The organism is Mycobacterium sp. 1245499.0, from assembly GCF_001673615.1.
GTDB classification, from domain to species: domain Bacteria; phylum Actinomycetota; class Actinomycetes; order Mycobacteriales; family Mycobacteriaceae; genus Mycobacterium; species Mycobacterium europaeum_A.
Genome location: NZ_LZMG01000180.1, coordinates 17,926 through 31,786, shown reverse-complemented (window position 1 = coordinate 31,786; position 13,861 = coordinate 17,926). Strand labels below are relative to the sequence as shown.

12 protein-coding genes are annotated in these 13,861 nt (G+C 69.2%); 4 read left to right on the top strand and 8 right to left on the bottom strand.

Annotation, left to right across the window (positions count from 1 at the left end):
* From A5646_RS28895 to A5646_RS10190, 8 genes are all read right to left on the bottom strand, one after another.
* Positions 1–110: FAD-dependent oxidoreductase (locus tag A5646_RS28895; RefSeq protein ID WP_156752882.1), on the bottom strand; the 110-nt coding region annotated here is incomplete at its 3' end.
* 92 nt (positions 111–202) lie between these two features.
* Positions 203–973 carry a hypothetical protein gene (locus A5646_RS10220; RefSeq protein ID WP_067021530.1) on the bottom strand — a complete coding sequence of 257 codons (771 nt, stop codon included), beginning with the start codon at positions 971–973 and terminating at the stop codon, positions 203–205.
* A gap of 68 nt (positions 974–1,041) precedes the next feature.
* On the bottom strand, positions 1,042–1,635 hold the full coding sequence (gene sigM, locus A5646_RS10215) for an RNA polymerase sigma factor SigM (RefSeq protein ID WP_066877777.1): 594 nt from the start codon (positions 1,633–1,635) through the stop codon (positions 1,042–1,044).
* A gap of 79 nt (positions 1,636–1,714) precedes the next feature.
* Entirely contained in the window at positions 1,715–5,350 is a 3,636-nt protein-coding gene (locus A5646_RS10210) for a murein biosynthesis integral membrane protein MurJ (protein ID WP_067021528.1), read from the bottom strand.
* The gene (locus A5646_RS10205; RefSeq protein WP_067021526.1) at positions 5,347–7,770 is read right to left on the bottom strand and encodes a hypothetical protein; all 2,424 of its coding nucleotides are present in this window, start codon (positions 7,768–7,770) and stop codon (positions 5,347–5,349) included. The genes A5646_RS10210 and A5646_RS10205 overlap by 4 nt, the downstream gene beginning before the upstream one ends.
* A complete protein-coding gene (locus A5646_RS10200) occupies positions 7,767–8,501 on the bottom strand; it encodes an NUDIX hydrolase (RefSeq protein ID WP_066861891.1) in 735 nt (244 codons plus the stop codon). The genes A5646_RS10205 and A5646_RS10200 overlap by 4 nt, the downstream gene beginning before the upstream one ends.
* Positions 8,502–8,587: 86 nt before the next feature.
* Positions 8,588–8,887 (bottom strand): hypothetical protein, encoded by a 300-nt coding sequence (locus A5646_RS10195; RefSeq protein WP_066861895.1) that lies wholly within the window; start codon positions 8,885–8,887, stop codon positions 8,588–8,590.
* An 11-nt stretch (positions 8,888–8,898) separates the two neighbouring features.
* A complete protein-coding gene (locus tag A5646_RS10190; RefSeq protein ID WP_231998282.1) occupies positions 8,899–9,234 on the bottom strand; it encodes a hypothetical protein in 336 nt (111 codons plus the stop codon).
* Between the two features lie 138 nt (positions 9,235–9,372).
* On the opposite strand from A5646_RS10190, the gene A5646_RS10185 reads away from it, so the two are divergent.
* The 4 genes from A5646_RS10185 to A5646_RS10170 all read left to right on the top strand — a co-directional run bounded on the left by A5646_RS10185 (position 9,373) and on the right by A5646_RS10170 (position 13,768).
* Entirely contained in the window at positions 9,373–10,815 is a 1,443-nt protein-coding gene (locus A5646_RS10185; protein ID WP_067021523.1) for a CCA tRNA nucleotidyltransferase, read from the top strand.
* Positions 10,816–10,839: 24 nt separating this feature from the next.
* Positions 10,840–11,346 (top strand): pullulanase, encoded by a 507-nt coding sequence (locus A5646_RS10180; RefSeq protein WP_067021522.1) that lies wholly within the window; start codon positions 10,840–10,842, stop codon positions 11,344–11,346.
* Positions 11,347–11,371: 25 nt separating this feature from the next.
* Positions 11,372–13,351 carry an alpha/beta hydrolase gene (locus A5646_RS10175; protein WP_067021521.1) on the top strand — a complete coding sequence of 660 codons (1,980 nt, stop codon included), beginning with the start codon at positions 11,372–11,374 and terminating at the stop codon, positions 13,349–13,351.
* 87 nt (positions 13,352–13,438) lie between these two features.
* A complete protein-coding gene (locus A5646_RS10170) occupies positions 13,439–13,768 on the top strand; it encodes a DUF2563 family protein (protein ID WP_066877760.1) in 330 nt (109 codons plus the stop codon).
* Positions 13,769–13,861 lie beyond the last annotated feature (93 nt).

Below are 13,861 nucleotides of genomic sequence, written 5' to 3'. Positions count from 1 at the left end.
CCCTCAAACACCACCGGCGCCAACTGCGCCCGCGCCGCATACAACGCCGCGGTATACCCAGCAGGACCCGAACCAATGATGATCACGTCATGCACAGCGTCGGCGGTCATGAAAACCTTTCAAGCGATCGTCTCTGGAACTGTGTAAACGCCAGCGTAAGCACGGCTGTTCCCGGGTGTGTCGCACCACCCATGGCACCACACTAGGGCCGGGGGACCTGGGTGTTGGCCAGTAGCCCGGTATCGGCCGCGCTGCAGTTCGGGGAGACCGCAAACACCGCCAGAACGTGGGGGCTGTCACCGGGGATCACCAGAATGATGCCCGGGCGGGCGTTGATCTGGACCGGTCGCGCACCCAGGACCTGCGTGGATGCCGGATAGCCGAGGCCGGTGAGGCAAGAGGCGCGCCGCGCCGGGTCGCCGAGGGCGCCGTAATCGGGGCTGCGGTCGAGCAGGCCGAGGATGTCGCTTTGCGAAAGCGGGATCTCCATCGGCGAGGTCGACAGCGTGATGTGCTGGATGTCGCCGGGGGTGTCCGGTGCGGATTCGGGTGCGTGTAGGAGCGCGATGGTGCCGAAGCCGATCGCGGCGAGTACCGCGCACAGGCCGGCAGCTGCGGCGAGGGTGCGGCCAGGGCGGATGCGTGGGCGGGCGGTGTGCGCGGGGGGCGCGGCCGATTCCCCGGACCCGGGACCCGCCGAGCGCAGCGTCGCGGAAACCCGGCCGACCACCTCAGGGGGAGGGTCCGGCGCCGAATCGGGGTCGGCGCCGACGGCGGCGACGTCGCGGCGGACCTGGTTCAGGGCATCCAGCACGCCGGCGGCGTGCGGATCGGCGCGGATTTGCCGGCGGACGCGGGCGGCGGCCGCGTCGTCGAGGATTCCGGCTTGTAGGTCGGCGAGGAGTTCGACGGTCAGCGGTGGGTCCGATCCCGCATTGCGGTGATCCGCCGCATCGTCGCCCGCCACATCCATCGGACCCAGTGTCCGTCATGCACGCAGCGATGGCCACGCGTGGCCCGCTGCGGCGGTCTTTCGGTCGGCTAGTTCAGCCCCTGGCCGGTGGCGGTGTCCGGCAGGGCGTGTGCGCCGGCGTTGAGGTAGCCCAGCAGTTCGGCGAGCCGCACCCGTCCGCGCGCACAGCGGCTCTTGACCGTGCCTTCGGCGACGCCGAGCAGCCGGGCGGTGTCGGCGACCGAATAGCCCTGCATGTCGACGGCCACCACCGCGGCCCGTTGCTCGACGGGAAGCCGCATCAGCGCGCGCTGCACGGCCATCGTGGTCTCGACCTGAGCCGTGCGATCGGCGACCGGATAGATGTCTTCGAGCGGGACGGTCGGATGCGCTTTGGTGCGGCGCAGCCGGTCCAGACACGCGTTGACGACGATGCGGTGCAGCCAGCTGCCGACGGCGGCGTCGTGCCGGAACGCGCCGGCGCCGCGGTGTGCCGAGAGCATGGCGTCCTGCAGCGCGTCCTCCGCGTCTTCCGGGGTGCGAGTCGTCAGCCGGGCGAGCCGGTGCAGGTGCCGCTGATGACGCCCGAACAACTCGCCGAATGCGTAACGGTCGCCGGCCACATGGGCTGCCAGCAGCTCGGCGTCACTGCGCTCACGCTTGGCGTTTCTTCCGAAGCCCACGGCCGGACAGTAACCAATTGCGTATGGCCCGGCACTTCACTCGGAAGGGTCGATGTGAGTGGCCGACAAGCGCCGCGGATTAGGACGCGGCCTGGACCGTGATCTCCGAAAATCCGGCCTGGCTCTTGCCGCTGGTGGATCCCAGCGTCGAGATCCACACCAGCACATTCGATGTCGGCGAGCCGGCCCGGACCGGGATCACGTTGTGGCCGGGCTTGAGCGTGAAGGCCGGGGCCAACACGGTCGTGTCGTTGAGGCTGGACGGCGACGACGAGGACGCGGCGCGGATCTCCACCTTGGTCCCGTTGCTGGGCGTGTCGATGGTGACCTGGCCGACCACGGTGGGGCTGGGCAGCTGCAGGATCAACCCTTCGCCCTGCTTGAAGCTAGGGAACGGAACGGCGTCGGTGTAGACCTCGGTCGCCCAGGCCGTCGACGGATCGCCGTCGATGGCCTGCCCGGCCGTCCCGGCGTTGTCGGCGTCACCGTCGGGGGAGAAGACCGTCGCTTTGGTCGGTTTGACGACGCTGCCCGCGGCGGCGGGCGGGGCGCTCGACGATGCCGATGCGGACGACGACGAGGGGCCGTTGAGGCCCAGCTCATCCTTGTTGAGGCCGCCACCGACATTGCCGAAGATCTTGCTCACGATCGACGCCAGCACCAGTAGGGCCACCACGATGACGGCGAGGCCGGCGCCGACCCCGATGAGCACGTTGCGCCGCCGCCGCGCAAGGGTCGCCTGCTCCTGACCGGGTGAGATCAGAGCCGCCGACGGCGAGGGCGAATCGTCGATCGGGCCGAGCACCTCGGTGCGGTCGGCGACCGCGGTGGCCTGCTGGAGCAGGTTCAAAAGCGTTGAGGCGCTACGTATTCCGCCGTCCTCTTGGACCGCTCGGACGGCGACGGCGGAGATCTGGAAGGGGATGTCGCGGTCGACGGACATGGGCTCGACGGGGTTGCCGGCCGAGTCGCGTTCGGCCGCCGCGAGTCCGCTGCGCACCCCGCTTTCCAGCAGCGGCCACCGATTGACCAGCAGGGCGTAGAGCGCCGCGCCGATGCCGCGGATGTCGTCCTGCGGGTTGGCCTCGGGCATGGTCGCGGGGTAGGCCAGCACGACGTCGCCTTCGATGCTGACCCGCACCCGGCTGGGGTGGTCGATCGACAGCGCGACACCGGCGCGGTGTGCCGCGTCGGCGGCGGCGGCCAGCGACTGCATGGCCCGGACGGCGCCCACCGGTGAGGGCGCGGTGTCGGCCACCTCCTGCAGCGAACCGCCCCGAATCCACTCGGAGACCACCAGGCCGCCCGAGCCGGTGTGCACCACGTCGAGGACCCGGGCGATGCCGGGTTTGTCGATGCGGCTGAGCCGTAGGGTGCGCGACAGGATCTCCTGGAGGACCTCGTCGGGCAGGGCGCCGTCCGGGTCGACGAACGTCAGCGCCACTTGCCGATCCAGGGCGGTATCCAGCGCCTGCCAGAACTGCAGCGGCGGGGCGCCGCCGTGGAACACCAGCAGCCGATACCGCCCGCCGGCGATCCGGGCGCCGGGGACCAAGTGCACGTCGTCTCCCGCGGTGTCCGCCGAACGCTCGCGCGGCGGTTCGAACGGCGTCGGTGCGCGTCGGGCGTCGCCGCGGATATCGCCGTTGGCGTGTTCGGCGGGGCGCGGGGCGGACCGGGGCGGCTCCTCGGCCGGGATGTCCGGCTGGAAGTCGTCGGCGAGCGGCCGTGGCGTGCCGGAACTCGCGCCAGATCCAGCGCTGGGGGCTGCGCTTTCCATCGGGCGGTCGGTCACCTCCGGTCCTTTCGCTTGCCGGGCTCGGTTCGCCCGCTCCGGAGGCCTGCGCCGGATCGGCTCCTGGACCGCATTTACCCCAGGCGGGGATGAATTCCTCTGCTCAGGGTACGTGACGGGGCGCCGGTGAGACGATCGATCCTTCGCACTGGGATTGCGCGGGCGTGGTCCGCGGCCGGTGATGCGGTACCGCAGGGCATCCAGCGCTGCCCGCGCCTCGGGCACCTGCGCGCGCAGCATGACTGCGGCGGTGATCGGCAGCATGATGAGCCCCAGCACGAACAGGCGAAGCAGGGAACCGGCACCGCCGTGGGCGGTGAGCTGATCCAGTCCGAGCAGCCGGTCGACCACGTGGGCGATCAATCCGGCCAGCATGGACGCGGTGAGCGTCACCAGGATCGTGCGGACTTCGCCGGCACCGATCAGGTGGCCCCCGGCGGGTAGCAGGGCGCGGCGCAGCAGCACGTAGCCGATGACCGCGCCGGCCAGAAAGCCGGCGCCGTTGGCCAGCCCCAGAAAACCGGCCACCAGCTTGGGGTCGTGGGTGACGTGCGGCGCCAGCACCGAGCCCAGGATCTTGACGGCCGTGATGACGAGGATGATGACGATCGGCGTCCACGGCTGTTCGCGGGCGTAGAAGACCCGCAGCTGCAGTAGCACCAGCCCGTACGGGATCAGCGTGAAGGCCGAGAGGGTGATCGCGGCACCCAGGTAGCCGGCGTCGACGTCCCCGAAGTGGCCGTAGGCGAACAGGGCGCTGCCCATTGCGGGACCGCCGACGGTCATGAACGCCACGATTGGGATAAGCGTGATCAGCGTCAGCCGGGTGGCCAGGGACAGGTCGCCGAGCACGGCCTTGGTGTCGTCGGCGGCGGCGTTGCGGCTCAGCCGCGGCATCACCACGGTCAGCACCGTCACGCCGATCATGCCGAACGGCAGCATCAGCACCAGCCAGGTGTAGTTGTAGATCGCGGGGCCCGACGCCGCCGCGGTGCTGGCGATCTGGTTGCCCACGACCAGGCCGAGCTGGCTGATCAGCACGTAGAGCACCATCGCGGCGGCCATGGTGCCGAAGCGCTTGAGGCGCTGGTCGATTCCCCACAGCGGGCGCAGGTCGACACGCTGGCGGCGCAGTGCCACCAGCAGCAGCCCGGTTTGGGCGAACACGCCCAGGGTGGTGCCCACGGCGAGCACCAGCAGCTTGGCGTTGCCCATGCGGACGGGGTCGACGGACAGTTCACCGGGAACCAGCACGTAGATCGCCAGGGTGATCAGCGCGACGACGTTGTTGACGACCGGTGCCCACGCCGTGGGCCCGAACACGTTGCGGGTGTTCAGGATCGCCATGAACACCGAGGTCAGGCCGTAGGCGAGGACCTGGGGCAGCAGCAGGTAGGCGAACGCGATGGTCAGCGGTTCGTTGACCTGCGGCGCGCGGCCCAGCATCAGCCGCACCAGCAGCGGGGCGGCCACCACCGACAGTGCGGTGGCGACGATCAGCAGCGCCGTCGTCAGCGTGACCAGGCGCCGCACAAAGGCCGCGCCGCCGTCAGGGTCGCTCTGCTCGGCGCGCGCCAGCACCGGCACGAAGATCGCGGTGAAGGTCGCCTCCAGCACGAGGGCGGCCACCAGGTTGGGTAGCTGATTGGCCACCGAGAATGCGCTGGACAGCGCGGCGCCCAGGATCGCGGCCAGCAGCACCACGCGGGCGAAGCCGGTGAGCCGGCTGATCAGCGTGGCGAAGGCCATCGCCCACGACCGCGAGACCAGCGCGGAGTCGGACAGCTCGGGGCGGCGCCGGTCGATCTCGGCGGCGACGGGCGGCAGCGGGCCGGTCGGCGGTGAGCCCGGCGCCCGGGAAGGCCGGGCCGACTCGGGCAGGCGGTGGTGGTGCTGGGCCTGCCGGTAGGCGGGCGTCATACTCGGTGCTCTTCTTCGACGTGCTCCTGATCCACCCCGTGGTCGGGGTCGTCGCGCGCCTCGTCTGCGGTCGCGTGCCGGGCGTCGGGTGGATCGGGGCGGTCCAGGTCGGCGCGGTCGGGCTGGCCACGGAACCGGTGCCACAGCCGCCGGCCGGCTAGCAGAACCAGCACCGCCGCCGCGGACAGCGTAATGGCGAACAGGACCTTGCCGTAGGCGTTGGAATGCACCGACAACCGGACCGGCTCGCCCAGCCGCAGACCGTCCGGGGTCCGCAGGGTCGCGTCGACGGCGACGCGTTGGGTGAAGTTCACTTCGACGGGAATGCGCAGCGGGAGGTAACCGGGGGGCAGTTCGATCTGACCGATGTCGGTGACGTTCATGCCCGGCGGCGCATCGACGTGCAGCCGCACCCGGATCGGAACGGCCAGGCCGTTGTGCAGCGCCAGCGGCAGCGGGCTGTGCTCGGTGGCCAGGGTGTAGGAGCCGCCGGGGTTGACGATCGTCACCGCGCCGAACAAGTCGTTGATGGTCTTGCCGACCACCGCCAGGCGTTGCTGAGCCAATCCGTTTCGGGTGTCGGGCGGTTCGGACTGGCTCAGCGCGCGCAGCATGTCCTCGCGCAGCGGCGCGGTGTACTGGACGCCGGTCAGCCCGGTGCGGTCGTCGGTCATCAGCGAAGACGTCAGTCCCCACAACCGACCGACCTGGCTGGCGATGCCGGCGGTGACGTCGTCGCCGAACTGGCCGCGGGGAGAGTTGTCGGTGCCGGCCTGTTGCGTGGATTGGTCGCGCGACTGGGCCGCCTGGTTCGCCTCGGCGATCACCGCCGGCAGCGGGCGCGGCACCGCCAGGCCGGACCGGATGGTGGTGGTCAGGGCGGTCAAGATGACCTGGGCGTCGTCGGCCTGCAGGTTCCACGTCGTCGGCGGCACCAGGATCTGGGTGCGCGGGTCGTCACGCCGGAGGGCGTGCCAGAAGATCGAGCCCAAGGCGTCCTGGCGGCGTGCGGTCACCGAATCGTGGCCGAGCCGGACGGTGAGTGACGAGTCCAGGTATGTCGGCGCCTCGGGGGAGGTGCCGGCGCCGGCCAGGGCGGCGCCGACGGCGGGGTCGAACGGCGCGACCGCGACCTGCGGGGTCAATCGCCGCGGCGCGATGTCGACGCCCGTCGCGGCGGAGTCCTGTGCCTCGGTGGCCGACAGGTCGGCGGCGGCGATCGCGACGGTGGTGTCGTTGCCGCTGAGCAGCTTGACCGCACGGTCGGTCAGGGGGCCGTCGGGCACCAGCGTGGCGCCGCGGGTGGAGGCGACGTCCAGGATTTTGTCGATGATGCCGTTGGCGCTCGTGGTGGCGATGGCGCTGAGGCCGGGATCGTTGACGCGCTGCACGGCGTCCAGATCGGCCTGCGCGTAGGGGAGCGGAGCCACGCAGGTCCGGTGCGCCAGCGCGCGCAGGCGGTTCAGCCATTCGGTCGCGGTGGCCTGCCCGGCGCCGGGATGGGTCGGGGTGCCGGGCAGCTGACCGGGTCCGTCGGGGGAGTTGGAGACGACGTAGCCGGCGGTCATCGCGTTGACGGTGACCAGCAGGTCCGGGTCGATCGCCAGGCACAACGCGCGGCCGACGGCGCCGTCGGGGTCGACGTCGTGACTGGTGGCGACTTCGGCGGAGGCCAGCAGGATGTCGAGCCGGCCGCCGCTGGCCAACGAGGTGGCCAGGTCGTCGTCGACCAACCGCACCGGGATGGTTCCGCCCGGCACGCCGGGCGCCAGCCTGGGCCGGTCGGCCAGCGGCCACAGCATGGTCATCGCGACGGGTTTGGAGGTGTCGGGCGCGACGGCCGAGCCGATGTCGTCGGCGCGATCGGGTGGCACCCCGACCACGGGAAGCAGGAAGCGCGCGTTGTCCAGCCGCGCGGGTGCGCCGTAGTCGGGTGTGCCGTTGACGTTGACCAGGATCGGGTAGATGCCGGGCTTTTCCACGCCCAGCGACGGCTTGCTCAGCGCCCGCAGCGGGGCCGACAGGGTGAAGCCGACTTCTTGCCCGCGCTGCAGTTCGGGCGCCACGGTGAGGAAGTCGGCGGCGGCCTGGTAGCCGTCGGTATCGCCGTCGAGGGTGGTGCGCAGGCCCGCGGAGGCGGTGACGGCGCCGGCGTGCTCGAGCCGGACCATGACGTCGCGGACCGGTCGGTCGCCGATGTTGGTCACCATGCCGCTGACGGTCACGACGGGTGGACTGGTCGTGGTGACCACGTCCGGGGTGACTTGATCGATGCGGACGCGGACGAACGGCGTCACCCCGGGCTCGCCCGCCGCCGCGCGCGGCATCACCGGGCCGGTGAGCGCCGCGAGTCCGGCCACGATGGCGAGCACGGCGGCGACGCGCGCCAGGCCGGCCCAACGCAGATGTAGAGCGGTCACGGCCCCGGTCCGTGGCCGTTCTTCCGGCCAGCGGCCGGGTGGTCCGCATGCCGGGTCCGCGAATGTGTCTGCGGGCGGCGCCGCGGCGCGCTGGGCGGCAGCGGTGGAAGCGAGGCCGGGCCGTCGCTTCGCAACTTGTCGATCAGCTCGTCGGCCACCTTGGCCAGGCGGCGTTCGTCGGCGTAGGCGAGCCGGGACGGCAGTTCACCCATGGGCACCCAGGCGACCTCGGCGACTTCGAGATCCTCGTCGGACAGCTCGCCGCCGGAGAAGCGCATTAAGTAGTGGTGCACGGTCTTGTGCACGCGGCGGCCGTCGGTGACGAACCAGTAGTCGATGCGGCCCAGCGCGGCCAGCACACTGCCCCGGATGCCGGTCTCTTCGGCGACCTCTCTGATTGCGGTCTGCTCGGCGGTCTCACCTTGTTCGATGTGCCCCTTGGGCAGCGACCACAGCATTCGTCCGCGCCGGTCGATGCGCCCGATCAGGGCGGCGACCTGTGATTCCCGCGGGCCGTCGAGACCGTCGATGACCAACCCCCCGGCGGAGGTTTCGTGGACGGTGCGCAGCTGGTCCGGTCCGCGGCGAGACGCTCTTGAGCGGCGCGACTTGGTGGCCGTCGAGTCGCCGGTCGCTTGACCGGTGGTTTGATTCTCGGACGAATTCGCGGCACCACGGCCCCGGCGCCGCCCCCGGCGCCGACGTGGTTTGCCTTGTTCGCCGTCCGACACCCAAGCGATAGTAGCTGGCACGGCATATTCTCCCGGAGATACTCGCCGCGCGGTGAGCGCGCGAGCTCACGGCGGAATGTGTCTCGTCAGAACGGGCCTATCGCGTGCGCGATCGCCCATACCCCACCGAAGATCAGTAGTGAGAGTGGTCCAGACAGGCTGCCTATGAGCATTCCGCGCCCGATTTGGCCCATCGTTCCAGAGGCCTGCATAACCAGAGCAGCGATCGCCATGTAGATCAGGACGACGGGAAGTACAAAAACGATCGAGTACGGCATGAAGAGCCAAGTGGTGAACTCGACGACGAAAAGATGTAGTACCGCTACCCCGAAAGTGACCGGGCCATAGCGGGATTTCGATGCCGGAATTAGCGATTCATCGGCCATCACAGGACCTTTCAGCGCAGAACCACGTAGGCAAACACAGCTCCACCGATGAGGAGGACAGCGGAACAGCTCGCGACGCTGAGCGAAAGGCCACGGCGGCGTGACGATTGCGCGGTGCGAAGCACGGCGCTGATCAACAAGCCCTCGACCGTCGTTACCAACAGCGCGGCGCTCAGCCAGGGGCGCTCGCCCGCGGAGGCGCTGTGCGTGCCGAATGGCCACTTGCCCAGTAACCATGCGTTGACGATCAGTATCGCCAGAAGGCCTTGGATGACGAAGGGCGCCGACAGCGTCGCCGTGCGCCAGGCGCGTGCATCGAGAGACTTCGATCGGACAGATAACGGCATGGCGTGATTCCTGACGGGAAGGAGCGACCGATTCTCGCGCGAGGTTACTGACGCTCAGCGCCCGGTCAATTCACCTTTGGTGACGTGCGAGGCTCCTCACACGGGCTTTTCGTCCCCACCCGACTAGGCTGATCGAACGTGCCAGACGCCGCCCAGGATGCCGACCTGCTGACCGCCGCCGCGGTCGCTCTGAATCGGCACGCGCCCATGCTGGCCGAGCTCGGCTCCGCGTTCGACGCCGCGGGCCACGAGCTCTATCTCGTCGGAGGTTCGGTGCGGGATGCCTTGCTGGGCAGGTTGAGCCCCGACCTGGATTTCACCACCGACGCCCGTCCCGAGCAGGTGCAGCAGATCCTGCGCCGGTGGGCCGATAACCTGTGGGACACGGGGATCGAATTCGGCACCGTCGGCGTCGGCAAGGGCGAGCACCGGCTGGAGATCACCACGTTTCGCGCGGACACCTACGATCAGGTATCCCGGAATCCCGAGGTGCGCTTCGGCGATCGCCTCGAAGACGATCTGGTGCGCCGCGACTTCACGGCCAACGCGATGGCCGTCCGCATCACGCCGGACGGGCCCGGTGAATTCCTGGATCCGCTGGGCGGTTTGGCGGCGCTGCGCGATCGCGTGCTGGATACCCCCGCCGCGCCGGAGGTGTCCTTCGGCGACGACCCGTTGCGGATGCTGCGCGCGGCGCGGTTCGTCTCGCAGCTCGGCTTCGGCGTTGCGCCGCGGGTCCGCGAGGCGATCGAACAGATGGCCCCGCAGTTGTCTCGGATCAGCGCCGAACGGGTGGCCGCCGAGCTGGACAAGCTGGTGCTCGGCGCGGACCCGACGGCCGGCGTCGACCTGATGGTGCAAACCGGCATGGGTGAGGTGGTGCTGCCCGAGGTGGGCGGCATGCAGATGGCCATCGACGAACACCACCAACACAAGGACGTCTACCAACACTCGCTGACGGTGCTGCGTCAGGCGATCGCCCTGGAAGACGACGGCCCGGACCTGGTGCTGCGGTGGGCAGCGCTGCTGCACGACATCGGCAAGCCCGCCACTCGGCGCCACGAGCCCAACGGCGGCGTGAGCTTTCATCACCACGAGGTCGTCGGCGCCAAGATGGTGCGAAAACGGTTGCGGGCGTTGAAATATTCCAAGCAGATGGTCGAGGACGTCTCGCAACTGGTGTATCTGCACCTGCGGTTCCACGGCTACGGCGACGGCAAGTGGACGGATTCCGCGGTGCGCCGCTACGTCACCGATGCCGGTCCGCTGCTGCCGCGGTTGCACAAATTGGTGCGAGCCGACTGCACGACGCGCAACAAGCGTCGGGCCGCGCGGTTGCAGGCCAGCTATGACCGGCTCGAGACGCGGATCGCCGAGCTGGCCGCTCAGGAGGATCTGGCGCGGGTGCGTCCCGATTTGGACGGCAACCAGATCATGGAGCTGCTCGGCATCCCGGCCGGTCCTCAGGTCGGCGAGGCCTGGCGGTTTCTGAAGGAACTCCGACTCGAGCGCGGCCCGTTGGACAACGAGGAGGCGACCACAGAGTTGTTGGCGTGGTGGACGTCTCGGGGGAACGAGTAGCGGCAGCCACGCGTCCGAATAGCCATGGACTATTGCATGGCTGGCGATAACGGCGCCGCCTTCTGGCACGGGCAACCCGACCTCGACCTGGACCACGACGGTCACTTCGAATCGATCGGACTCGATTTCGACCACGACGGATTACGCGACGACGCACTCGCCGATCTCGACGGCGACGGCATCGTCGATCACGCGGTGTTGGATCTCAACAACGACGGCACCCCCGAGGCCTACTTCACCGACGACGGCTCCGGGACATGGGCGGTGGCGATGGACCGCGGGGGCCAGCTGCGCTGGTTCGGCCTCGACGGCGTCGAACACACCGGCGGCCCGCTGGTCGATTTCGACGGCCAGGGCCGCGCCGATGCCCGCCTCGTCGACACCGATGGTGACGGGCTGGCCGACCGGGTGCTGCGCTCGGACGACAGCGGCGTGACCGGTTACGTCGACACCGACGGCGATGGCAAATGGAATGTGCGGCTGACCGATTCGGACGGCGACGGTCTGGCCGACGGCGCGAACTCGCTCTGAGGCTGGTGCCGACTTAGCGACGCCGATGTTACTGCGGCACTTGAGCATTGCGTTCCTCGTCGCCCAAGCCGGCGGTGACCCATGGTCGACCAACGCCAGCATGCACGCCGGTCGCCCCGCGCAAATTTCATACCTGGCGCGGGCTTTTCGCGACGCCGGAGTGAGCACGGCGGAGGCGGTCGCCGCCTTCGAGGCTGCCCGGCGCCGGTTCGAGGCGGCCTGGGATCACCAAAACGCGGATCATTCGATCAACAATGCCGCCGAGGTGCAGCGGGTGACCCGGTCGCTGGGCCTGCAGGCCGGGCAATTGCCGCGGATCGCCGTCGATTTGGAGAACGTCGCCGCGGCGCTGGCCGAAGCCCAGCGGGCCTGCACGAGATACCTGGACGCGCTGGAATACGACCTCGAAGACATCGACGACGAGATGTGCGATGCGTTGGCGGACGGCGATACCTGTGGTGCCGACGATCTGCGCACCGACGCCGTCAGCGAGGTTGCGGCGATCGTGGTGCAGCTGCGTCGGATTCGCGACGGGTATTCGGAGGTGCTGACGGCCGCGCTAGGGAGCTTGCGGACAGATGGTGTAGACCCGGCGGAAATTCAGGGCGTCGACGAGCTGGCCATTCCGCCGCCGGACAGCAGTCCGGAATGCGTCAAGCGGTGGTGGGATGCGCTGAGCGCGAATCAAAAGAAGCTACTTGTCGATCAAGGCACGCACGAGTTGGGCAACCTCAACGGGATTCCGGCGGAGGTGCGTGATGCGGTGAACCAGGCCGCGATGAACGAAGATATGCGCAGGGTGGAAGACGTCGCCCGCCGGAGCGGACTGGACCCAAAGACGTTGCGCGACAGCGCGCTGCGCAACCGGGACGCCGATATCTTCACCAGGCCCGAGGACTACGGGCTGTGCATCACCGACATCACCCGCTACCAGAACGCGGTCAAGACCATTGAGTTCCTCGAGCGCGACAAAAGCTCCGACGCCCCCCGCGGTCTGCCGATCATGCTGTGGGCGTATGACCCGCTGGCGTTCAGCGGCAAGGGCAGGGCCGCGATCGCGATCGGCAACCCGGACAAATCCCGCAACACGGCCGTCGTGGTCCCGGGCACCAACAGCAGCGTGCGGGGAGGGTGGATGTCGGACGGCACCGACGACGCCACCAATCTCTACGAACAGGCTGCCCGAGCCGACCCCCAGCGATCCACCGCGGTGCTGGCCTGGATGGGTTATGACGCACCCGAATTCGGCCAGCCGCATTGGCAACAGGCCATCACCGACCCCGCCGAATTGGAACAGGTCGGCACACCGTGGCGGGCGAGGCAAGCGGGTGCGCTGCTGGCCGCCGATGTCAACGGCCTCGCGGCGACACATGACGGACCGACTCCAGCGCACGTCACCGTCCTCGGACACTCCTACGGCTCCACGACCGTGGCCGACGCGTTCGCCCACAGCGGCATGCGTGCCAACGACGCCGTGCTAACCGGTTGCCCGGGAACGGATTTGGCGCGCGGCGCCGTGGACTTTCATCTCGATGGCGGCAGGTTGTATGTGGGGGCAGCGTCGACCGATGCGATCAGCTGGATCGGTGAGGCGGGCAGCGACCTTCCGAACGGACTCAACGAGACGCTCGGCGCGCCGGTGGGACCGTTGGCCGGGCTGGGCGGCGACCCGGCGCATGCGGGTTTCGGGGCGGTGCGGTTTCGTGCCGAAGTCGCCGGCTCACACAGCGTCATGCCGTGGTTCACCGACCACTCGCTCTACTACGAGGTGGGGAGCGAGTCGCTACACAACATGACCGCGATCGTCACCGGGCACGGCGATGGTTTGGCCGGGGAAGGCATGCTCGCGCCCGAGCGGGCCCCGGCGCGGATAGCCGTTCCTCGTCAGGTGCACACCCCGTTCGGAACGGTGTCTTTACCGCATATCGGGTTCCAGCTACCGCTCACCGTCGACCCGGAATGGGATCGGCCGGCGCGCTCGGTCACCAATGGCCACGCGTTCTAGCGGCCGCGGTGTCGGAGGCGGTGAATTGACCACTCGAGAATCGGCATTTAGCCTGCTCACAGGTGTTATGACCCGGAAGGAGTGCCGATGTTCGTAGATACGGATCTTTTGCACTCGGGAGGCAATCAGTCGCACCGCGCCGGCGGACACGCTCAAGACGGCGCGGATCAACTGGCGGGCGGAACCGTCGAAGCAGGAATGTTCGGTGACTTCGCCGCGGCCGACGCGTTTCACAGTGCAGTCTCGGCCGCACACGGCCAGCACGTGAAAACCCTGCAGGGTCACAGTGAGACGCTCACGGGTGTCGGCACGAAGGCGCACCACGCGGCCAACGGGTTCACCAACATGGACAAGGCCAACGCCGCCGACATGAAGGCGCTCCGGCCGAGCGCTGGCCCCTCAACACAAAACGTCTGAGGAACGGGCGTGACGGAGGATCCGCCCTCACATCCGGGTGTAGTACCGCATGCTGGTCCGCCGGTAGGGCAGTGGGGACCGGGTTACTCCGCG